General features: G+C 64.9%; 17 protein-coding genes. 14 read left to right on the top strand and 3 right to left on the bottom strand.

The features are described 5' to 3' along the window. Nucleotides 1–131: 131 nt before the first annotated feature. The 10 genes from pyrR to pyrF all read left to right on the top strand — a co-directional run bounded on the left by pyrR (nt 132) and on the right by pyrF (nt 10,200). Complete coding sequence (pyrR, locus tag OEX18_06865) at nt 132–674, top strand: bifunctional pyr operon transcriptional regulator/uracil phosphoribosyltransferase PyrR (protein ID MDH4336987.1); 543 nt, start codon at nt 132–134, stop codon at nt 672–674. Further along, nucleotides 671–1,651 carry an aspartate carbamoyltransferase catalytic subunit gene (locus OEX18_06860; GenBank protein MDH4336986.1) on the top strand — a complete coding sequence of 327 codons (981 nt, stop codon included), beginning with the start codon at nt 671–673 and terminating at the stop codon, nt 1,649–1,651. The genes pyrR and OEX18_06860 overlap by 4 nt, the downstream gene beginning before the upstream one ends. Beyond that, nucleotides 1,648–2,970 (top strand): dihydroorotase, encoded by a 1,323-nt coding sequence (locus OEX18_06855; GenBank protein ID MDH4336985.1) that lies wholly within the window; start codon nt 1,648–1,650, stop codon nt 2,968–2,970. The genes OEX18_06860 and OEX18_06855 overlap by 4 nt, the downstream gene beginning before the upstream one ends. A gap of 1 nt (nt 2,971) precedes the next feature. Next, the gene (locus OEX18_06850) at nt 2,972–4,621 is read left to right on the top strand and encodes a tetratricopeptide repeat protein (GenBank protein MDH4336984.1); all 1,650 of its coding nucleotides are present in this window, start codon (nt 2,972–2,974) and stop codon (nt 4,619–4,621) included. Next, on the top strand, nt 4,621–5,445 hold the full coding sequence (locus OEX18_06845) for a dihydroorotate dehydrogenase electron transfer subunit (GenBank protein ID MDH4336983.1): 825 nt from the start codon (nt 4,621–4,623) through the stop codon (nt 5,443–5,445). The genes OEX18_06850 and OEX18_06845 overlap by 1 nt, the downstream gene beginning before the upstream one ends. Continuing rightward, a complete protein-coding gene (locus OEX18_06840; GenBank protein ID MDH4336982.1) occupies nt 5,442–6,356 on the top strand; it encodes a dihydroorotate dehydrogenase in 915 nt (304 codons plus the stop codon). Before OEX18_06845 ends, OEX18_06840 begins: the two co-directional genes overlap by 4 nt. 30 nt (nt 6,357–6,386) lie before the next feature. Next, nucleotides 6,387–7,058: a VIT family protein gene (locus OEX18_06835; GenBank protein MDH4336981.1), complete on the top strand. Its 672-nt coding sequence runs from the start codon at nt 6,387–6,389 to the stop codon at nt 7,056–7,058. Between the two features lie 5 nt (nt 7,059–7,063). Further along, on the top strand, nt 7,064–7,693 hold the full coding sequence (locus OEX18_06830) for a hypothetical protein (protein MDH4336980.1): 630 nt from the start codon (nt 7,064–7,066) through the stop codon (nt 7,691–7,693). 92 nt (nt 7,694–7,785) lie between these two features. Continuing rightward, nucleotides 7,786–9,285, top strand: coding sequence for an oligopeptide:H+ symporter (locus OEX18_06825; GenBank protein MDH4336979.1), 1,500 nt, complete (start codon nt 7,786–7,788; stop codon nt 9,283–9,285). A 204-nt stretch (nt 9,286–9,489) separates the two neighbouring features. Continuing rightward, nucleotides 9,490–10,200, top strand: coding sequence for an orotidine-5'-phosphate decarboxylase (gene pyrF / locus OEX18_06820; protein ID MDH4336978.1), 711 nt, complete (start codon nt 9,490–9,492; stop codon nt 10,198–10,200). An 84-nt stretch (nt 10,201–10,284) separates the two neighbouring features. Here pyrF and OEX18_06815 read toward each other — a convergent pair whose 3' ends face one another. Continuing rightward, nucleotides 10,285–10,749, bottom strand: a complete 465-nt coding sequence (locus OEX18_06815) for a hypothetical protein (GenBank protein ID MDH4336977.1) — start codon at nt 10,747–10,749, stop codon at nt 10,285–10,287. 285 nt (nt 10,750–11,034) lie between these two features. Between OEX18_06815 and OEX18_06810 the strand changes: the two genes are divergently transcribed. The 4 genes from OEX18_06810 (at nt 11,035) to OEX18_06795 (ending at nt 17,558) form a co-directional block, all read left to right on the top strand. Then, nucleotides 11,035–12,171, top strand: a complete 1,137-nt coding sequence (locus OEX18_06810) for an efflux RND transporter periplasmic adaptor subunit (protein ID MDH4336976.1) — start codon at nt 11,035–11,037, stop codon at nt 12,169–12,171. Between the two features lie 18 nt (nt 12,172–12,189). Further along, a complete protein-coding gene (locus tag OEX18_06805) occupies nt 12,190–15,351 on the top strand; it encodes a multidrug efflux RND transporter permease subunit (protein ID MDH4336975.1) in 3,162 nt (1,053 codons plus the stop codon). Further along, the gene (locus tag OEX18_06800) at nt 15,348–16,802 is read left to right on the top strand and encodes an efflux transporter outer membrane subunit (protein ID MDH4336974.1); all 1,455 of its coding nucleotides are present in this window, start codon (nt 15,348–15,350) and stop codon (nt 16,800–16,802) included. Before OEX18_06805 ends, OEX18_06800 begins: the two co-directional genes overlap by 4 nt. A 75-nt stretch (nt 16,803–16,877) precedes the next feature. Next, the gene (locus OEX18_06795; protein ID MDH4336973.1) at nt 16,878–17,558 is read left to right on the top strand and encodes a potassium channel family protein; all 681 of its coding nucleotides are present in this window, start codon (nt 16,878–16,880) and stop codon (nt 17,556–17,558) included. Here OEX18_06795 and OEX18_06790 read toward each other — a convergent pair. Together OEX18_06790 and OEX18_06785 are read right to left on the bottom strand one after the other, a co-directional pair. Beyond that, nucleotides 17,553–18,905: a hypothetical protein gene (locus tag OEX18_06790; protein MDH4336972.1), complete on the bottom strand. Its 1,353-nt coding sequence runs from the start codon at nt 18,903–18,905 to the stop codon at nt 17,553–17,555. The two genes, OEX18_06795 and OEX18_06790, sit on opposite strands and share 6 nt — an antisense overlap. A 29-nt stretch (nt 18,906–18,934) precedes the next feature. Further along, nucleotides 18,935–20,290: a BamA/TamA family outer membrane protein gene (locus tag OEX18_06785; GenBank protein ID MDH4336971.1), complete on the bottom strand. Its 1,356-nt coding sequence runs from the start codon at nt 20,288–20,290 to the stop codon at nt 18,935–18,937. Nucleotides 20,291–20,427: the final 137 nt, after the last annotated feature.

The raw sequence follows: 20,427 nt of genomic DNA, 5'->3' as shown, positions 1-20,427 counted from the left end.
CGCCAGGTGCCTCGCCCTCTGAACTTCCCAGGAGGGCTTTTTTTGTGCCCGCCGATGCCGCCCCGGACACCACCCGAGACCACCGGAGACGCCCGCATGAGGTCCGCATGAAGAAGGAAGATCACGCCGGCATCCATTATAAGGCGACGCTCATGGATCGCGACCAGATCCGCCGCGCCGTCAAGCGCATCGCCCACGAGATCGTGGAGCGCAACGGGGGTGTGGACGGGATCGTGGTGGTAGGCATCCGCCGCCGCGGCGTCCCGCTGGCCCAGCGTATTGCCGAATACATCGAGCAGAACGAAGGACAGCCCATCCCCGTGGGTGCGCTCGACATCACCCTGTACCGCGACGACTTCCAGCGCATTACGCGCCACCCCCACGTGGGAAAGACCGACATCAAGGAAGACATCACCGACAAGGTGATCGTGCTGGTGGACGACGTGCTCTTCACCGGCCGCACCATCCGCGCGGCACTCGACGAGCTCATCGACTATGGCCGCCCGCGCAAGATTCAGCTCGCGGTGCTGGTCGATCGCGGACACCGGGAGTTTCCCATCAAGGCCGACTACGTGGGCAAGAACGTGCCGACTTCGGAAAATGAACTGGTCGACGTCCAACTCGCCGAGATCGACGGCGAGGACGAGGTCCTTCTCGCGGAGAAACAATCATGACCCAGTCAAGACACTTGCTCGGCCTGGAAGGAATGAGCGCGGAGGATCTCATCCGCTACCTGGACACCGCGGAGTCCTTCAAGGAAATTTCCGAGCGTCCGGTCAAGAAGGTGCCCGCGCTGCGCGGCATCACGGTGGCGAACCTGTTCTTCGAGCCCAGCACACGCACGCGCATCAGCTTCGAGCTGGCCGAGAAGCGCCTCAGCGCGGATTCGGTGAACTTCAGCGCCTCCGGGAGCAGCGTGTCCAAGGGTGAGACGCTGCGCGACACGGCGGAGAACATAGAAGCCATGAAGGTGGACATGATCGTGATCCGCCACGGTGCCTCCGGCGCGCCGCACTTTCTGGCCAGCCTGCTGGACGGGTCGGTGGTCAACGCGGGCGACGGTTCGCACGAGCACCCCACCCAGGGACTGCTGGACATGTTCACGCTGCGCGAGCGGTGGGGCAGCTTCGAGGGCAAGAAGGTGGTGATCGTGGGCGACGTGGCGCACAGCCGCGTGGCGCGCTCCAACATCCACGGCCTGGTCACCATGGGTGTGGAGGTGGTGGTGTGCGGCCCGCCCACCCTGATGCCGCCCGAGGTCGAGCGCTTCGGTGTACGCGTGGAAACGGACCTGAAGAAGGCGGTGGAGGGCGCGGATGCCATCAACGTCCTGCGCATCCAGCGCGAGCGGCAGAAGGCGGGAATGTTCCCGAGCCTGGACGAGTACGCCCGCGTATGGGGGATCAACACCGACGTGCTCAAGAACGCACAGAAGAATTGCATCGTCATGCACCCGGGGCCGATGAACCGCGGCATCGAAATCGCGCAGGACGTCGCCGACGGAGAACGCTCGGTGATCCTCGATCAGGTTACCAACGGTGTTGCGGTGCGCATGGCCGTGCTCTATCTGGTGAGCGGCGCCGCGGCGCTGGAGCTGGGAGAGACGCAGACCGCGGAACAGAAGGCACGGGAAGGGAAGCAGGTGGCATGATGCTGAGTCTCGACAATCTCACCCATCGCTCGTTCATCATCGATAACGTGACCGTCGTGGACCCGGCGCGCAACACCTTGTTCCCCGGCTACGTGGTCGTCGCCGACGGCAAGATCGAAGGCGTCGAACGCGGACGCGCGAAAGAGGCGGCGCTCCCCATCTACGACGGGCGCGGGTTGCATCTGGCGCCGGGCTTCGTGGACATCCACGTCCACCTGCGCGAGCCCGGACACGAGTACAAGGAAACCATCGCCACCGGCACGCGCGCCGCGGTGGCGGGTGGGTTCACGTCGGTGGCGTGCATGCCCAACACCATTCCCGCCATCGACGACCGCAGCGTGGTGGAGTTCATCCTCACCCAGGCGAAGATTGCGGGTCTGGCGAAGGTGTATCCCATCGCCGCGGCCACCATCGGCCGCAAGGGCGAGGTGCTGAGCGAGTACCACGATCTGGTGGATGCGGGCGCGGTGGCGGTGAGCGACGACGGCTCGCCGGTGGGCACCGCCGACATGGCGCGCCGGGTGATGGAGTATACGGTGCCGCTGGGAATCCCGTTCATCGAGCACTGCGAGGACATGTGCGCCTCGGGCGACGGTGTCATGCACGAGGGCTTCTACTCCACCAAACTCGGCTTGAAGGGAATTCCCGCGTACAGCGAAGAAGTGTGCCTCGCCCGCGATCTCACCATTCTGCGCGCGGTCAAGGGCGCGAAGTACCACGGCGCGCACATGTCGACGCGGGGCTCCATCCAGCTCATCCGCCGCGCCAAGGAAGACGGTCTCTCGGTGACGGCGGAAACCGCGCCCCACTACCTGTGCCTGGAGGACAAGGATCTCGTCACCTACGACACCAGCAAGAAGATCAACCCGCCCCTGCGCGGCGCCGAGGACCGCGAGGCCATGATCGAGGCCATCAAGGACGGAACCATCGACTGCATCGCATCCGATCACGCTCCCCACGCGGCCCACGAGAAGCAGGTGGAGTTCAGCGCGGCGCCGAATGGTTCCGTGGGGCTCGAGACCATGTTTCCGCTGGTGGTCAAACATCTGGTTGCCCCGGGTCATCTCACGCTGCCGCAGGCGCTGGCGCTCATCACCCACAAGCCGGCGGCATGCCTCGGCATCCCCGGTGGGACGCTCAGCCGCGGGGCTTCCGCGGACCTGGTGCTCTTCGATCCGGCGGAGCCGTGGACGGTGCGCGCCGAGGATCTGCATTCTCGCTCAAAGAACTCCGCCTTCATCGGGCACGAGGTCACCGGCAGGGTGAAGCACACGCTGGTGAACGGCGTGTGCGTCTCGACGGCGGGGGTGGGAGTGTAGCGTGCGTACCGCGCGGGCACGGGGCTGGACTTCGGTTGCGTTGTTGGGCGCGCTGATCACGCTCAGCGCGTGCGCGTACTTCAACACGCTCTACAACGCCGAGCAGCAGTTCAAGGAGGCGCAGAAGCTGGATACGCGCGCCGCCCAGACCCAGCCCGGGCAATCCCAGCAATCGCAGCCCTCCCAGCAGTCACAACCCACGAGCGCCAGTCCCGCGGCCCGCCAGTACGAGGATGTCATCGAGAAGTGCAAGAAGATGATCGCCAACTATCCCGATAGCAAACATGTGGACGATGCCATGCTGCTCTCGGCCAAGTCGTTGTACGCGCTGGGCCGCTATGAAGAGGCAGTCGCTGCACTGGACACGCTGGAACGCACGCATCCCGAGAGCAACCTGCTGGACGACGCGGAATTCCTCAAGGGAAAGTCGCTCTATGCCAGCGACAAGTACGACCTCGCAGCGCTGGCGCTGCGCGATTTCGTGTCCGAGCACCGCAAGAACGACCATCGCCCGGAGGCCCTGTACCTGCTGTGCTCGAGCCTCATGGAGCTGGGGATGTACGACGAGGCCGTCAGGGCGCTCGGGATTCTCGAGAAGGACCACGACCACTCGAACTATCGCTTCACCGCCCAGGTGGAGATGGCCGACATCCTGGCGCGCAAGGAACAGTACCAGGAGAGTCTCAACGTGTACAGCCGACTCAGCGAGTCGCGCATCCCGGAATCCTACCGGTACGACGTGTGGATCGGGATGGCGCGCGTGCAGACCCAGCTGGGCGAATACCACAACGCGATCACGACGCTGGAGGGTGTGAAGACGCTCCCGCGCTCCATCGAGAAGGAGCCCATAGCCATCCTGTTGCGGGCACGCGCGCACGCGGCACTCGACTCCACCATCATCGCCATTGACGAGTACAAGGATGTCACCACGCGCTTCGCGCGCGGTACCTACGCCGCGGAGGCGTACTACCGACTCGGTGTGTTGTACGAATCCATGGACAGCCTGCAGACCGCGCAGCACAACTACCAGGAGGTGCCGCGGGCATACTCGAGTTCGGACTACGCGGAGGACGCCATCAAGCGCAGCGGCAACATCAGCCGGATGCTCAAGGTGCAGGAGACATCGGGCGATGACAGCCCGGAAGCCGTGGCCATGCGAACCTTCTCGCTGGCCGAGATTCAGTTCTTCCAGTTCGAGAGCCCCGACAAGGCCGTCGCGAACTACGAAAAGGTCGCCAACGACTTCCCCGACAGCGAGTACGCCCCCAAGGCGGTCTACGCCCTCGGGTACATCAGCGGCGTGGTACACGGCGATACGCTGAAGGCGCGCCAGTACTACGAGGTGCTCATCACCCGCTATCCGGACAGCGCACAGGCGCAACTGGCGCAGGGCTTCTACGCCGGTGCGCCGGCTCCGCCGCCGGTCTCGGAATGGGTGCAGAAGGCGCCCGCGCCGCAGGTGGTCCCGCCGCCCGGCCCCGATACGCGCAACCGGCCGCAGCGGCCCGTGCCGCGACCGGTGGCCGGCGTCGATTCCGCGCGCGTCCGCCGTCCCGCCGTGGCGGACACCAGCGCGGTTGCGCCGCCACCCGCACCGGTTGTGGCAGATACCACCGCCGCGCCGGCCGATTCCAGTGGTGGTGGCGGCTGATGGCAGCCTTCTTTGCGCCCGCGCACGCGCACGAGCACAGCGCGCGCGTCATCGATAATGTTCAACTCAGCCGGCGCTATTTTCTGCTGCGCCTGGCGCGGCCGGACGGGTTCGTGGAGCCGCAGGCGGGGCAGTTCGTGCACGTCGCCGTCCCCGCGGCGGGCGACGGACGCTTCTTTCTGCGCCGGCCCTTCAGCATCCACGATTGCACCAGAGAGTTCATCGATCTCGTCATCGTGGAAGTCGGGCCCGGCTCGCGCGCACTTCGTCACCGGGTCGAAGGCGACCGCGTGGATTTCTACGGACCCCTGGGACACCCGTACCCGGTGCTGCCGGGTAAACGCATCCTCGGTCTCGGTGGCGGCGTGGGGCTCGCGCCGCTCTACTACTACGGCTTCCGTGCGCCGGGGAACCTGGGTGACGGCTACCGGCTGATCTACGGCGCGCGCACCCGGGAAGATCTCTTCCTGGAACACGTGCCGCTCGAAACGCGCGGCGTGATCCTCGCCACCGACGACGGCAGCCACGGTTTCCAGGGCAACGTGGTGCAGGCCGCGGAACGCGAACTCGCGCGCGAGCCCGCCGACGCCATCTTCTCCTGCGGTCCCACCGTGATGATGCGCGCCGCGCAGGCGCTGGCCGACCGCATGCACATCCCGCACTACGCGTCGCTCGAAAACCGCATGGGGTGCGCGCTGGGCGCGTGCCGCGCGTGCGTCGTACCCACCACCCTCGACGGCGGCAGCCACTACCGCACCGTGTGCCACGACGGCCCGGTGTTCGACGGCTCCATTCTGCGCTGGAAGGAGTTGCCCGTCCCATGAGCGACATCGGTGTGCAGATCGGCCCGGTTCGCTTCAAGAACCCCGTGTTCATCGCGTCGGGCATCTGCGGCTACGCGGAGGAGTACTCGCCGCTGGTCAATCTCTCCGGCCTCGGTGGCGTGGTCACCAAGACCATCACCATGCGTCCGCGCGAGGGCAACCTGCCGCCGCGCATCCATGAGCTGCCGCACGGTATGCTCAACTCCATCGGGCTGGAGAACGTGGGGCTCGAGCGCTACGTGGCCGAGAAGTTGCCGCAGCTCAATCAGCGCCCCGACGTGGCGGTCATGGTGAGCGTGGCCGCGGAGACCGAGGACGAGTTCGTCCGCCTGGCCGAGACCTTCGCGCCCATGGACGGCTACGCCGGTCTTGAACTCAACCTCAGCTGCCCCAACGTGAAGGGCGAGGCGTTGGACCAGGGGCGCAACCCGCAGCTCGTCGAGCGCATCGCGCGTATCGTCAAGGAGCGCATCCCGCAGAAGTCCCTGTGGATCAAGGTGACCCCCAACATCACCAGCGTGGCCGATGTGGCGCGCGCGGCGGAGCAGGGGGGTGCGGACGCCATCGCCGCCATCAACACCGTCATCGGCATCGACTTCGACCTGGAGACGGGAAAGCCTGTGTTCGCGCGCGGCAGCGCGGGCTACTCCGGGCCGGCCATTCTTCCCATCGCGCTGCAGAAGGTGTGGGAGTGCGCCAAAGCGGTGAAGATTCCCATCGTGGGCATCGGCGGCATCTCTTCTATTGACGACGTGCGCAAGTTCTTCCTGGCCGGTGCCACCGCGGTGCAGGTGGGCACGGTTCTCTATAATGACCCCGCTCTCCCCGAGCGCATCATCGCCGCGCTCGAGGAGAACCCGGCCTGGGTGACGGCGCGGGCGCTTCCCGCGCGGTTCGCACCCGCCGGCTGAGACCCTGTACCGCAATACTCCCGGGCGGACATGAGCTCACTGCGGCAATCCTTCATCAACAAGTACCTCGACCCGGGCGACAGCCTCGGTGAGGTGCTGTTTGGCCTCATCATGGTGCTCACATTCACCCTGGGGACGGGCCTGAGTGCGGGCGAAGGCAGCGGAGCCACCCGGACACTCCTGATCGCGGCCATCGGCTGCAACCTGGCGTGGGGGCTCATCGACGGCCTGATGTACGTGATGGGTTGCATGTTCGCCCGCAGCCGGGATGCCCGTCTGATTCGCAAGATACGCGCAACCCAGGACCCGAAAGGCGCGGTTACCGCAATCGCAGGTGAGCTGGACGAGAAACTCGATTCGATCAGCACACGTGAGGCACGCCACCAGTTCTACGAGGACGTCGTGACGACCATCCGCCGCAAGGAGCCCGTCGTCACGCGCGTTACCCGCGAAGACATCTATGGCGGCATTGCGAGTTTCTGGCTGGTATTCGTCTCCGCCATCCCGGCGGTGATTCCGTTTCTGTTCATCGATTCAACGCGCATCGCATTGCGGACTTCCAACGCGCTGCTCGTCGCCATGCTCTTTCTGGTGGGGCACCGATGGGGCAGGGAGACCAACGGGCGGCCGTGGGCGGTGGGTGTGTTCCTCATGCTGTTCGGCGTGGCGCTGGTCTTCATCGCGATCGTGCTGGGTGGGTAGCCGGCATGCTGATTTCAGCCCCTCTTCTTGCGGCCACGCTGCTGCTGGCCGATCCCGGCTCCGCGGCCGCGTCCGCGGACACCGTCGCGACCACGCCGGCGTGGTCGGGCTACGCAACCGCCTACGCGTACTTCGTTGAGAACGACGATGACTTCGTGACCGCCGTGGCCTGGGCCGACCGCGGCCCGCTCCACCAGGAGGCCCGCTACAACTACGAAGACCTCCGCACCGGTTCGCTGTGGCTGGGGGTGAACCTCGATGGCGGGGACAGTCTCTCGTGGGAACTGACCCTCATGGCCGGTGGTGTCTTTGGTTCCACCGACGGTATCGCGCCCGGCTACCGCGGCGCGCTCTACTGGAAGGCGTTCGATCTCTCCAGCGAGGGCGAGTATCTCTTCGACCTCGGGGACAAGGCGGACGACTTCTTCTATTCATGGTCCGAACTGGGATGGTCGAAGGGCTGGTTCCGCGGCGGCATCGCCGTGCAGCGAACGAAGGTCTATCAGTCCGACGCCGACGTCCAGCGCGGCATCCTCGCGGGCGGATCATGGTCCCGCGTGGACGCCGCGATCTACTGGTTCGAACCCGGTTCCGACCACACCGCGGTCATGTTGCTGGCCGGTTTTGCCCTCTGACCCCCCCCTCTGTACCCGATTGACTCGTTGTCACTCAAACGGTTAGACTCCGGCGGTCCTATCTACAACCTCCCCACGGAAGGAGCGTCCAGATGGCAGGAAACGCCACGACGGCCGGCGCGGCCGAGATCCCTGATTACAAACAGGTCCTGGGCCACCCACGGCCGCTGTGGATGCTGTTCATGTCCGAGTTCTGGGAACGCTTTGCGTTCTACGGCATCCGCTGGGCGCTGACGCTCTACATCGTCGCCCAGTTCCACAACGGCGACGCGTCCGGTGAGGCCCCCGCCAGCCGGATCTACGGCGCCTACCTCGCGCTGGTCTACGCCACCGCGATCTTCGGCGGCTACGTGGCCGACCGCATCATCGGCTACCAGCGTTCCATCCTGGTGGGGGCGGTGATCATGGCGGCCGGCCTGTTCATGATTTCCCTGCCCAGCGAGGCGATCTTCAAGCTGGGCCTGGCCACCATCATCGCCGGCAACGGGCTGTTCAAGCCCAACATCTCCACCATGGTCGGGAAGCTTTACAGTGTGTCGGATCCGCGGCGCGACTCGGGCTTCACCATGTTCTACATGGGCATCAACGCCGGCGCGTTCATCGCGCCGCTCCTCACCGGCTGGTTCGCCGACCAGGTATTCGGCACCCCGGAAATGCCCGCCTACAAGGTGGTCTTCATCGCCGCCGGGATCGGCATGCTGATCAGCCTGGTGTGGTTCTACTTCGGACGCAAACAGCTCGGCCCGGTGGGGCGTCCCACCGAGGGAACCGAGAACCGCGGACGGGTGCTGGCGGTTGGTGTTTCCGCAGTGGCTGCGATTCCGGTGATTTACTTCCTGTTGTCGATGGGTGCCAACGCGCTGGGCTGGATCCTCGGCGTCATGTTCATCGCCCTGTGCGCGCTGATCCTGGTGGAAGGCATCCGGGAGGGCAAGGTGGCGCGGGACCGCGCCATCGCCATGCTGATCATTTTTACCTTCAACGTGATGTTCTGGATGTTCTTCGAGCAGGCGGGAAGCTCGTTCAACTTCCTCGCCGAGAGGATCGTCGACCGCGACTTCGGCGGCTGGATATTCCCGGTGGCGTGGTTCCAGTCCATTAATCCCATCGGCATTCTGGCGCTGGCGCCGGTGTTTGCCTGGCTGTGGGTCAAGCTGGGACGCATGAATCCGTCGATCCCGCGCAAGTTCGGCCTGGGGCTGACCGCCAACGGACTCGCGTTCCTGCTGCTGATGTTCGCGCTCTCCAGCCTGGTGAACGACGCCGGCATGATTCCGTTCTGGACGCTGACGTCGGTCTATCTGATCCAGACCGTCGGCGAGTTGTGCCTGTCACCCATCGGGCTGTCGATGGTGACCAAGCTGGCCCCGGTGCGGCTGGTGGGATTCGGCATGGGCGGCTGGTTCCTGTCGACCGGGATCGGCAACAACCTGTCGGGTATCTTCGCCGGTCACGTGAGCGGCGAGGTGGGCATGTCCACCGAGTCGGCGTTGGCGGGTTACACCTTCGGCTTCTGGGCCCTTGTAGGCTCGGGCGTGTTGCTGCTGCTGATCGCGCCGCTGATTCAGAGGCTGATGCACGGCGTGAAGTAAGCGTACCGGCCGCTGCCGGGCAGTATATCCTGCTAGATTCGCCGTTCCTCAAGGCCTCCCTGAGGAACGGCGATCTTTTTGACGCCGGCGAAGCCGCCCCGGCCGGGTGCAACGGGAACACCGCCGCCGAGTGCGACGTGGTATGCTGGGCTCGCAGCCGGAAGCAGCTGGTGGATCGTATCCCCTGGAAAGGAAGTCGCCCCCGTGAGTTCCCAACCATCTGAGCGGCTTATCGTCGCCCTCGACGTTGCCTCGTACGACGCCGCGCGCGGGCTGGTGGAGTCGCTGAGCCCCTACGCGGGCTGGTTCAAGATTGGCTCCGTGCTGTTCACGCGCGAAGGGCCCCGCGTGTGTGAGGTGGTCAAGCGCGCCGGCGCAAAGCTGTTTCTCGACCTCAAGTTCCACGACATCCCCAACACGGTGCGCGGCGCGGTGAAGAACGCGCTGGCCATCGGCGCCGACATGATGACGCTGCACGCCTCCGGCGGAACCACCATGCTGGGTGCGGCGCGGGAAACGGTGGAGAGCTCCAATCGTTCCGATGCGATCCTGGTTGCTGTCACCGTACTCACCCATCTCAGCGAGGCGGAATGGAACGCCACCTTTGGCCACAAGGGCATGGTGGAAGACACGGTGGTCTCGCTGGCGCGCATGGCGCGCAGCGCCGGCATGAACGGCGTGGTGGCATCGGCAAAGGAGCTGCCCGCGATCAAGCGCGCGCTCGGACGGGAATGCATTGTGGTGACGCCGGGAATCCGGCTCCCCGAGTCGGGAGCGGACGACCAGACGCGCGTGGTCACGCCCGGGCAGGCGGTGCGCGACGGCGCCGACTTCCTGGTGGTGGGCCGGCCCATTATCGCCGCGCTGGACCCGGTGGCCGCGTGCCGGGAAGTGGTGGCGCGGATGGGAGCCTGAACCGGCGGGAAAGCGGTGCTCAAAAAAACGGGCGCGTCGTGTGACGCGCCCGTTTCATTTGTGCGGAATCTGGGAAACCCGGCGTTACTTCATCAGCGGCAATTCGGCGCTGATCTGCACGTCGATCATTTCGTTGATCGCGTACTCCGCCTGCAGCCAGCGGGCAGCCATCTTTGGCGACAGCGCCTTGGCAAACTTGCCGTTGTACTTCTTGTACAGACTCAGACGGTCTTCCTGATTCTTCAGCGAGCGCTTGGAGAGATCCTTGGCCATTTCCTCGGTCATGTTCTCGTAATTGTCCGCGAAGTCCTTGATGGTCGCAACGCGCCGGTCGCCGACCAGGCGGAGCTCGTTCTCGTACTCATTGTAAATCGGCCAGAAGATGTCGCTCTCGGCCTCGGTCATCTGCATGGCCCCCGTGATGAGCGCCTTCTTTTGCGTGCGGATGTCGGAGCGCAGCAGCTCGATGACGTCGTTCTGAGCGAAACTCGGCGCGGCGATGCCCGCGATCACGGTGATCAGCGTCACCGTCAGCAATTTGCGAATCATGTGGATAACTCCTTGATTGCAGGGTTCATAGAAAAAGAGCGTCCCATTTGCGGCGGGACGATGTTCGGCCTAAGATAGTCCAGCCACGGGTAAATGGCAAGCGGCGGGGTGCCAGGAGCTTGACTCCGGCCCGGAAGGCGGGTAATCTAGCAAGTTCAGCACTCACATGGGAATGCGACTCCGGTCGTTCTCTCTAGAAAGCCGCCAGGAGTGGGGCCCTCCAACCAGATGATCATGAACCAATGTCCGACTGAGAAGAGACCGGGGTCCGGCCGGGGGGAACTCGTGCTCGCCGTGTGCCTTGCCGGCGGCCTGGTGTTCCTGGGTGGCTGCGGGAAGAAGGAGCAGGGAACTTCCGCGGCGCCGCTCGAGGTGGGCATTGTGGCGGCGGTGCAGAAGGACGTGCCGATCCACCGGGAGTGGGTGGGGCAGGTGTACGGGGCGCAGGACGTGGAAATCCGCGCGCGGACCGTCGGCTGGTTGCAGACCATCCACTTCGAAGAGGGCGGCCCGGTCAGGAAGGGCCAGCTCCTCTATTCTATCGATCCCAGCGAGCTGGAGGAAAAGTACAACCAGGCCGTCGCGAGCCGGGCCCAGGTGAAGACCATGCTCACCCAGGCCGAGTCCGACGTGAAGCGCTACCGACCCCTCGCCGAGGCGGGTGCGGTGAGCCAGCGGACCCTGGAGATCGCCCAGTCCGAAATGGATGCGCGCCGCAGCGAACTCGACGCGGCCGAAGCGGGGGTTCGCTACGCCGAACTCAACCTCAGCTACGCGCGGATCAAGGCCCCCATCGCGGGCCTGATCGGGCTCAGCGTGGCGAAGCCGGGCGAGTTTGTCGGGCAGTATCCCAATCCCGTCATCCTCAACACGATCTCGAGCATCGATACGGTGCGGGCGCGCTTTTCCATCACCGAACAGGAATACCTGGAGCTGGTGCGGCGAAACGAAGCTGGCAAGGCCGCGCCCCGGGAACGGCAGGACCTGGAACTCATCCTGGCGGATGGCTCCACGCACCCGTACGCGGGCTGGGTGAGCGTGGCACAGCGCCAGGTGGACACCGCCACCGGCACCCTCCTGATAGAGGCGTACTTCCCCAATCCCGGGCATACGCTCCGTCCCGGCCAGTTTGCGCGCGTGAGGACAGCGGTGGAAACGCACGTGGATGCGGTGGTGATTCCCTCGCGCGCCGTGCTGGACGTGCAGGGGGTCAAGATGGTGTACGTGGTGGGCGACGACCATACCGCGCAGAACCGCCGCGTCACCCTCGGCGCCACGCTGGGTAGCGAGGTCGTGGTTGACGAAGGGCTCGTGGCGGGCGAGCGCGTGATCACCGACGGGCTGGTGCGCGTGCGTCCGGGGATGGCCGTATCGGAGCGGGCGTCGGAAAGCCCGGCCGAAACCACGCAACCCGTACACTAGGCCCGGTCCCCCCACCCGATGGCGGAATTCTTCATAAGGCGACCGATCGTGGCGATGGTGATCTCCATCGTCCTGATTCTGCTGGGCGTTGTCGCCATCCAGACCCTTCCCATCGCCCAGTTTCCCGACATCGTTCCGCCCATGATCCAGGTCAAGTCGACGTACTTCGGCGCGTCGGCGGTGGACGTGGAACAGTCGGTCGCCACGCCGCTGGAGCAGCAGGTCAACGGCGTCGAGAACATGATCTACATGAAGTCGATCAACGGCAACGACGGCACCATGACGCTGCAGGTGTCGTTCGAAGTCGGAACCGACCTCGACAACGCCAACGTGCTCACCCAGAACCGGGTTTCGCAGGCGACGGCTGCTCTGCCCCAGTCGGTGAAGGAGTACGGTGTCACCGTAAAGAAGTCACTGGCCTTTCCGCTGGTGGTGGTAACGCTGTCGTCGCCCGACGGCACCTACGACAACAACTTCCTCTCCAACTACGCCGGCATCAACCTCAACGACGTCATCGCCCGCATCCGCGGAGTCGGTGACGTGGTTCTTTTTGGTGGCAGCGACTACTCCATGCGCATCTGGGTGAAGCCGGACTACCTGGCCAAGCTGGGTCTGACCGTCAATGACCTGGTGGCGGCGGTGCAGGAGCAGAATGTCATTTCGCCCGCGGGGCAGATCGGCGGGGCGCCGGCGCCGCCGGGAACCGAGTTCACCTACACGGTGCGCGCGCGGGGACGCCTGATGACCGCGGAGGAGTTCGGCACCATCGTGGTGCGCACCAACCCGGACGGCTCGCAGGTGCACCTGCGCGACGTGGCCCGCATCGAGCTGGGAACCCTCCTGTACAACCAGATCGGCCGCAACAACGGCGAGCCCGCGGCCGTCATCATGATCTACCAGCAGCCCGGCTCCAACGCGCTGGCCGTGGCCGCGGCCGTCAAGGATGTGATGGAGCAGGCGAAGCAGGTGTTTCCGCCCGGCCTCGACTACACCATTTCGCTGGATACCACCCTGGCGGTCGAAGAGGGCATCAACGAGATCCTGCACACGCTGGTCGAGGCGGTTCTGCTGGTCATTCTGGTGGTATTCGTCTTCCTGCAGAACTGGCGCGCGACACTCATCCCGCTGCTCACCGTGCCCGTGTCGCTGATCGCCACGTTTGTTGTGTTTCCGTTGCTGGGCTTTTCCATCAATACGCTGTCGCTGCTGGGGCTGGTGCTCGCCATCGGGATCGTGGTGGACGACGCCATCGTGGTGGTGGAGGCGGTGATGCACCATATCGAGCAGGGCCTTTCGCCGAAGGACGCCACCGTCAAGGCGATGAAGGAGGTCTCCGGCCCCATCGTGGCCGTGTCCCTGGTGCTCGCCGCGGTATTCGTGCCGGTGGCCTTCATGGGCGGGATCACCGGGAGGCTGTTCCAGCAGTTCGCGGTGACCATCGCCATCTCGGTGATGTTCTCCGCGCTCAACGCGCTCACGCTGAGCCCGGCGCTCTCCGCCAAGCTGCTCAAGCCCAAGGGCGAGTCGAAGTCGTTCCTGGATCCGTTCTACCGCTGGTTCAACAGGGGTTTCGACAGGTTCACCGGCGGCTACCTCTCGTTCACCGCCATCATGATTCGCCGGATGTTCCGCAGCCTGGTGTTCATTGCGGCCATCATCGTGTCGATCGGGCTTCTCGGTAAGCACATTCCGGGCGGCTTCGTACCGGAGGAGGACAACGGGTACTTCCTGGTGGCGGTACAGCTCCCGGACGCCGCCTCCCTCCAGCGTACCGACGAGGTATGCCGCAAGGTGGAGCGCATCCTCGGTGAGGACCACAACATCGAGAACTACACGGCCATCGCGGGTTATGGCATCAGTTCGAGCACGGCCGCGTCGAACATGGCCACCTTCTTCGTGGGACTGAAGCCGTGGCACGAGCGCCACGGCAAGGAGGGCCGCTCCTTCGAGATGATCGAGGAATTCAACCGGCGGTTTGCGGCGGAGGTGCCCGAGGCGTTTGTGCTGGCCATCGGCCCGCCGCCCATCCAGGGGCTGGGAACCGGCGCCGGTTTCTCGTTCATGCTGCAGGACCGCAGCGGCAACACGCCGCAGGACCTGGCCGACCAGGTGGAGAAGTTCATCGAGGCTGCGCGCCAGCGGCCCGAGATCGGGTCCATTTCGAGCCCCTACCGCGCCAGCGTGCCCCAGATTTCCGCCGTGCTCGACCCCGACCGCGTGACCAAGCAGGGTGTGACCGTCAGGGACGTCAACACCACGCTGGCAGCCATGCTGGGCGGCAGCTACATCAACGATTTCAACCGCTACGGTCGTGTCTACAAGGTATACCTGCTCGCCGAGCCGGAGTACCGCGACGATATCTTCGACATCGGCAGCTTCTTCGTGCGCAACAACAATGGTTCCATGGTGCCGCTCAGTTCGGTGATTCGCACCGCGCCCGCGTACGGCCCCGAGTTCACCAACCGTTTCAACCTGTACCGTTCCGCGGAACTCACCGGCGTCCCGGCGGCCGGCTACAGCTCCTCGCAGGCGCTCAACGCGCTCGAAGAGGTGGCGCGCGACGTGTTGCCCGCCGGCTGGGGTTACGACTGGTCCAACGTTTCCTACCAGGAGAAGAAAGCCGCGGGCACGGCCGCCATCGTGTTCGTGTTTGCACTGGTGTTGGTGTTCCTCGTGCTTGCCGCGCAGTACGAGAGCTGGGGCCTTCCCTTCAGCGTGCTCCTGGGAACGCCCTTCGCCGTTTTCGGCGCCTTCCTGGGGCTGTGGATCATGCGTTTCTTCAGCCCCGCCTACGTGAACAACGTGTTCACGCAGATCGGCCTGGTGACGCTGATCGGTCTCGCGGCCAAGAACGCGATCCTGATTGTCGAGTTCGCGAAGGTGCGCAAGGAGGAGGGGGTGGATCTGGTGCAGGCCGCGCTGGATTCGGCCAAGCTGCGCCTGCGCCCCATCCTCATGACGTCCTTCGCGTTCATCCTGGGCGTGATGCCGCTGGTGCGCGCCGCCGGGGCGGGCGCCGAGGCGCGCAAGGTTCTGGGAATGACCGTGTTCGCGGGGCTGTTGGTGGCGACGGTGATGGCCATCTTCCTGATTCCGGTTCTGTTTGTCGCCGTTGAGCGGGCCACCACCCGGCGCGGTCATGCGCCTGTCGCGCCTCCGGGCGGGGAGGACGCACGATGAAGCGTACGGCCTGGGTTGCGGGGATGCTGCTCGTTGCCGGCTGTTCGGTGGGGCCCAACTACCAGCGGCCGGACATCGAGTCGCCGGAGTCGTGGCGCGCGGCGGATTCAACCGTCTTCGTGATGGCGGATTCCACGTCGCTTGCGCTGGCGGACACGGCTTGGTGGGAACTGTTCGGCGACACCGTGCTGACCAGCCTCGTGGCCGAGGCGCTCACGGCCAACTACGACATCCGCATTGCGGCGGGGCGCGTCGACGAGCTGATGGGCCTCTACGGTGTCACCCGCTCCGACTACTTCCCCAAGTTGGATGCGCAGTTCGAGGGCAGCCGGGGCCAGCGCGCATTCCCGGGCGACCAGGGTGACCGTTCCACCGACAACTACTTCGATGTGTCGCTGGGCGCGTCGTGGGAGATCGACATCTGGGGCCGCATCCGCCGCGCCAACGAGGCGGCCCGTGCCAACCTGCTCGCCGCCGAGGCGGGCCGGCGCGCGGTGGTGCTCTCGGTGGCATCGCTGGTGGCGACGTCGTACGTGGACCTGCTTGCGCTCGACGACCAGCTCGACATCGCGCGCCGCACTGCCGCCACGCGGGAACAATCCGTTGATCTCATGCGCAATCGCTACGATCACGGTGACGTATCCGAAATCGAGTTGCGGGTCATGGAAGCCGAGTACTGGCGTACCGTTGCCACCATCCCCGTGATCGAGCAGCGGATCACCGAGGTGGAGAATGCGTTGAGCGTGTTGCTGGGACGGAATCCCGGCCCCATCGCGCGCGGCACCACACTGCGGGCGCTCGCGGTGCCGGAGGTGCCGGCGGGTCTTCCGTCTGAAATGCTGCTGCGCCGGCCGGACGTGGTTGCAGCGGAGGAACAACTGGTTTCCGCCAACGCGCGCATCGGTGTGGCCAAGGCGCGCTATTTTCCATCCCTGTCGCTCACCGGCCTGCTGGGCACCGCGAGTGGCGACTTCGGCAAGCTGTTCGAGTCGCCACAATACGACATCTGGAACGTGGGCGGGAGCGTGCTGCAGCCGATCTTCCGCTGGGGGGAGATCCGCGGCCAGGTGCGCGCGAGTGAAGGGCAGCAGCGGCAGGCGCTGAACTCCTACGTCTTTTCCTTGCGCAATGCCTTCGCCGATGTCGAGAACGCGCTGAGTGCCCGCGCCAACGTGCGGGAGGAACTGGTTGCGCAGCAGAACCGCGTGGAGGCGCTGCGCATCTACAACCGCCTCACGGAAATGAGTTACAACGAGGGTGTCGCCACCTACCTCGAGTTCCTGGACTCCCAGCGCACTCTCTTCGACTCCGAACTGCAGTATGCGGGAACCCTGGCAGGCGGTTACAAGTCCGTCATCGGTGTCTACCGTTCGCTGGGTGGCGGCTGGGTGGACCGCGCGTCCTACGAGGCGTTACAGCCCGGCCAAGAGGTCGAACTTCCGGACCGCTAGTGCTCCTTTCGTCCAAGGAGGTCCTGCGTGAAACATGCCCCTGGCTTGCACAGGCCTGTCCGCAGCTTTGTTGGTTTGTGGAACGCGCTCCGTTTCCGCCAGTTGCTCGTCTTTATCATCATCGGTCTGCTGCTGGAGCCGTTCACTTCCTCGCATGCGGGGCTGTCGATCGTGTTCCAGTTCATCTTCCTGAATGCCCTGTTGGTGGCGTTGTCATCCATAGAAGGACACGAGCGCTGGCTGGTGTCGCTTCGCGCCGTCCTGGTGGGATTATGGGCGATTGGAGCGGTCCTCAGGGTGGTTTGTCTCACGGGCCTGGCGCCGGCGCTGGACACCACCTTGCTCGCGGTAACGGTGGTAGTGGACGCGTTCCTGATGGGTACGTGCGTGGCCGTGTTGATGAAGTTCGTCCTGAGGGGGCATGACGTCGACGCTGAGCGAATCTTTGCCGCCGTGGTGGCCTACTTCCTCATGGCCTTCACATTCGCGTCGATCTACGACCTCCTCGTGATCGTCCGGCCGGCGAGCTTCTTTGCGGCGGAAGCCGCTGGCGAAGCAACCGGGTACATGACGTACGACTCGCTGTATTTCAGCTTCGTCACCATCACGACACTGGGATACGGCGACATCGTGCCGCACCTCCCGCTCGCGCGGGCGCTTTGCATCATCGAGGCGGTGGCCGGGCAGTTCTACATCGCGGTGGTCATCGCCTGGCTGGTGAGTTCCTACGTTGGTTCCCGCCGGGCCCGCTCATAGCGCGATGCCGATGATGAACTTCATGCGGCTGTAGCGGGCCTCCGCCGGGACCAGGTTGGGTGGAAGATCCCCGGTGGGGGGAACCGTCGGCTGAATCGTGTTGCTCCCCCAGGCAAAGGCCATTCCCAGCGTCAGCTCCGTGGTGCCGAATTCGAGCGCCGCGCCGCCGCTGACGTGGTAGATGTTCCAATCCGAAACCACCACAGAAATTCCCTCCACCGGCCGCGCGGAAGAGCGGTCGGTCACGAACGCCGCGTACCCGGTGCCCTTGTCGCTGAAGCGGTGTTCAACGCCGACGCCGGCGTTCCACACTGACTTTGCGGCGTTGTCGTAGTCCACCGCGATACCGGTGACACCGGGTCCAGTGACAGGTGCCGGCGACGCGAGCACGGTGTACGGATCGACGACGCCAAAGTACTCGGTGGTGACGTGGAGGGTGGTTGCCCCGAGTTCGCGTGACAGGCCCAGCGCCACTGAGGCGGGGGAGTGGTATTCTGCGTCCTGGTCTTGCGCAAATGAGATAATGGCGGCGCCGTCCGGAATCCCGTCGAAGTCGACGTCGCCCGTTATGGAGCTCACGTCCTCCGCGGTTCCGCTGCCGAACAAGTGGAGACCCGGTGTGGTGAAGGAAATGCCGACGATAGTCCTCCCGAAATCGGCCAGCAGCCCGAACTTGGCCAGGACGCGAATGGCCCGGTAGTCCAGTTCTTTTACCGTGGTTCCGGAGGCGCCGTATCCGTCGGCGCCGAACGCCTGCACCAGACCCTGAAGGCGCGTGCGCTGTGATCGACGGACCCCGTAGACAGTGGTTCCCGCCGAATAGCGGTCGGACAGGTTTTTTGACCACGTGACGCCGCCCCAGTACTCTCGCAAGCGCTGATCGAACATCGCTTCGCCGCCAATCGACAATGAATCGATTGGCTGGCTGTTGCCGACGAATACGCCATTGCGAACCACCAGGCGGAAGTCCAGTTGCTGGCGGGTGAGGAATGAATAGCCCATGCGGCCACCAAACCATTTCATGGGAAGCAGCCCCGCCACCATGCTGGGGGAGGGCCCGTTGTTGGTCGCCGCGGGTGATTCCTGACTGGTATCCGCGCTCACGAGCGTTACCTTCTGCAGCGCGAAGACGCTCCCCGTCAACAAGACGGACGGTTTCTCCGTGCGGGCGAACGCGCCCGGGTTGTAATACGAGGAGCTCAGGTCGAGCGCACTTCCCACCATGACACCGCTCACCAGCTCGCCGCGCGTGCCGTAGTGCAGGTTCCAGTAGTGGCTGTCCTGGGCGCGAGCGCCCGCACCGCTCGACGCAACAATCGCGAAGCAGAGCGCGGCGCAGATCACCATTCGTGTACACCTTGTCGACATTGCTTCTCCTATCTCAAACGTGCCCGTTGCGCGCTCAGTTTGTCACCCACGCCCAGGTGGAAGTGTACGTCCCCGTCCTCCCCGATGGCCACATCCGTCCGGATTTCGTAGACCGAGGGGACGAGGAAGCGGAGTCCCACACCGAAACCATGGCGGGCGTTGCGGGTATTCAACTCTTCCGCCAGGTTCCACGCGTCTCCGGCGTCGTAGAATCCGGCAATGTCGAGGCCCCCGCTGACCGACCATTTCATGAATCGGAACTCGCGGATGGGGATCACGGCACGCTGGTACTCGAGCGTGAGGATCAACTGGTTCCTGCCGACCAATTCCTTGCCCAGCACCTCGATGTCATGCCCGCGGATGGAGTTGGCGCCACCCATACGGTACTGCAGGTAGCCGGGGATCTCCGCCCCGGCCTGGCCGTCCTGCCAGGAGAACAGACCCCCGATGATGAGCGTATTCCGCCGGTTCCCGAGTGGCTGGTAGCGGCGCAGGTCCAGTTCAACCAGCGGCCAGCTGTGTTCGTCGAAGGCAAAGCCATGGTACCACATGATGAGCAGCTCGTTGTTCCAGCCGCTGGTGGGGTTGCGCCAGGAATCGCGGTTGTCGAACCCGCCTTTGATTCCGTAGCGCAGGTAGTCGTCGCGCCGGTCGGGAGAGATGGTGATGCCGTCACGGTCGGCGTTCATCTGGAACCAGGAGATGGTGCCCGCCAGGCGGCCGTTATCGCGGATGTAGCGGCCAAACCAGGGCGTGATCTCGCGACTGTGCTCCCGAAATTCGTTGAGGGTGTCGTGGCGCCGGTCGTCGGATAGAAACGCGTCGATGGAGATGTGGTTGCCGGTGATCCACGGATACTGGAAGAGGGCCGAGAAGGCATCCACGCCGCCCACCGTGCCGGAGCCGCCCAGGTAGATGGCGCGCCCCAGCATGTTGACCGACGCCACCCCGGCGCCGATGGACCAGCTGTCCTGCTCGGTGTACTTGAACCTGGGATAGGGGACGATCCACGGCATTTCGCGGACCTGGTATGTCAGCGCCACCGAGCTGTCATTCGGCACCACCTGGATCACTTGCGAGCTGAATATGCCGAGGTTCTCGAGGCGCGTGAGGTCCGCGGCGGCCAGGGCAACGCGGAACTCCTGGCCGGCCTGGGTGCGGATCTCACGGCGGATCACGTACTCCCTGGTCACGCTGTGTCCGGTGATGGTGACACCCGTGACGAGAAACCCCTCATAGCGTGCCAGCTTGCTTACGTCGAAGTCGGCGTGCGCGGTTGTGGCAAGTAATGCAATCGAAGCAAGGGCGGCGGTCTGGACGGTTCGCCGCGTGCGGACACTGGCATGGAAGGATGACATCTTCATCGCTTGGGCGGATCCGCGGCCACTCTAGCACACGCGCAGCGCGGGTCCCAAGCACGCAAGCTCGTTGTAATGCGTGGCAACGCTCCTCTATACTCGATGCTTCGGCGCGGCCTCGCGCGCGCGAAGTAAGGAGCCGC

It is taken from the genome of Candidatus Krumholzibacteriia bacterium (assembly GCA_029865265.1).
Taxonomy (GTDB): Bacteria; Krumholzibacteriota; Krumholzibacteriia; order WVZY01; family JAKEHA01; genus JAKEHA01.
Note: the sequence above shows the minus strand (reverse complement) of the source record. Positions and strands in the feature narration are given on the sequence as shown.

What these genes read in the sequence shown, in the direction of transcription:
- OEX18_06815 (MDH4336977.1), bottom strand. Translation starts at nt 10,749, where the DNA reads ATGATTCGCAAATTGCTGACGGTGACGCTGATCACCGTGATCGCGGGC.
- OEX18_06805 (MDH4336975.1), top strand. Translation starts at nt 12,190, where the DNA reads ATGGCGGAATTCTTCATAAGGCGACCGATCGTGGCGATGGTGATCTCC.
- OEX18_06825 (MDH4336979.1), top strand. Translation starts at nt 7,786, where the DNA reads ATGGCAGGAAACGCCACGACGGCCGGCGCGGCCGAGATCCCTGATTAC.
- OEX18_06830 (MDH4336980.1), top strand. Translation starts at nt 7,064, where the DNA reads ATGCTGATTTCAGCCCCTCTTCTTGCGGCCACGCTGCTGCTGGCCGAT.
- OEX18_06840 (MDH4336982.1), top strand. Translation starts at nt 5,442, where the DNA reads ATGAGCGACATCGGTGTGCAGATCGGCCCGGTTCGCTTCAAGAACCCC.
- OEX18_06785 (MDH4336971.1), bottom strand. Translation starts at nt 20,290, where the DNA reads ATGAAGATGTCATCCTTCCATGCCAGTGTCCGCACGCGGCGAACCGTC.
- OEX18_06800 (MDH4336974.1), top strand. Translation starts at nt 15,348, where the DNA reads ATGAAGCGTACGGCCTGGGTTGCGGGGATGCTGCTCGTTGCCGGCTGT.
- OEX18_06790 (MDH4336972.1), bottom strand. Translation starts at nt 18,905, where the DNA reads ATGGTGATCTGCGCCGCGCTCTGCTTCGCGATTGTTGCGTCGAGCGGT.
- OEX18_06845 (MDH4336983.1), top strand. Translation starts at nt 4,621, where the DNA reads ATGGCAGCCTTCTTTGCGCCCGCGCACGCGCACGAGCACAGCGCGCGC.
- OEX18_06860 (MDH4336986.1), top strand. Translation starts at nt 671, where the DNA reads ATGACCCAGTCAAGACACTTGCTCGGCCTGGAAGGAATGAGCGCGGAG.
- OEX18_06835 (MDH4336981.1), top strand. Translation starts at nt 6,387, where the DNA reads ATGAGCTCACTGCGGCAATCCTTCATCAACAAGTACCTCGACCCGGGC.
- OEX18_06855 (MDH4336985.1), top strand. Translation starts at nt 1,648, where the DNA reads ATGATGCTGAGTCTCGACAATCTCACCCATCGCTCGTTCATCATCGAT.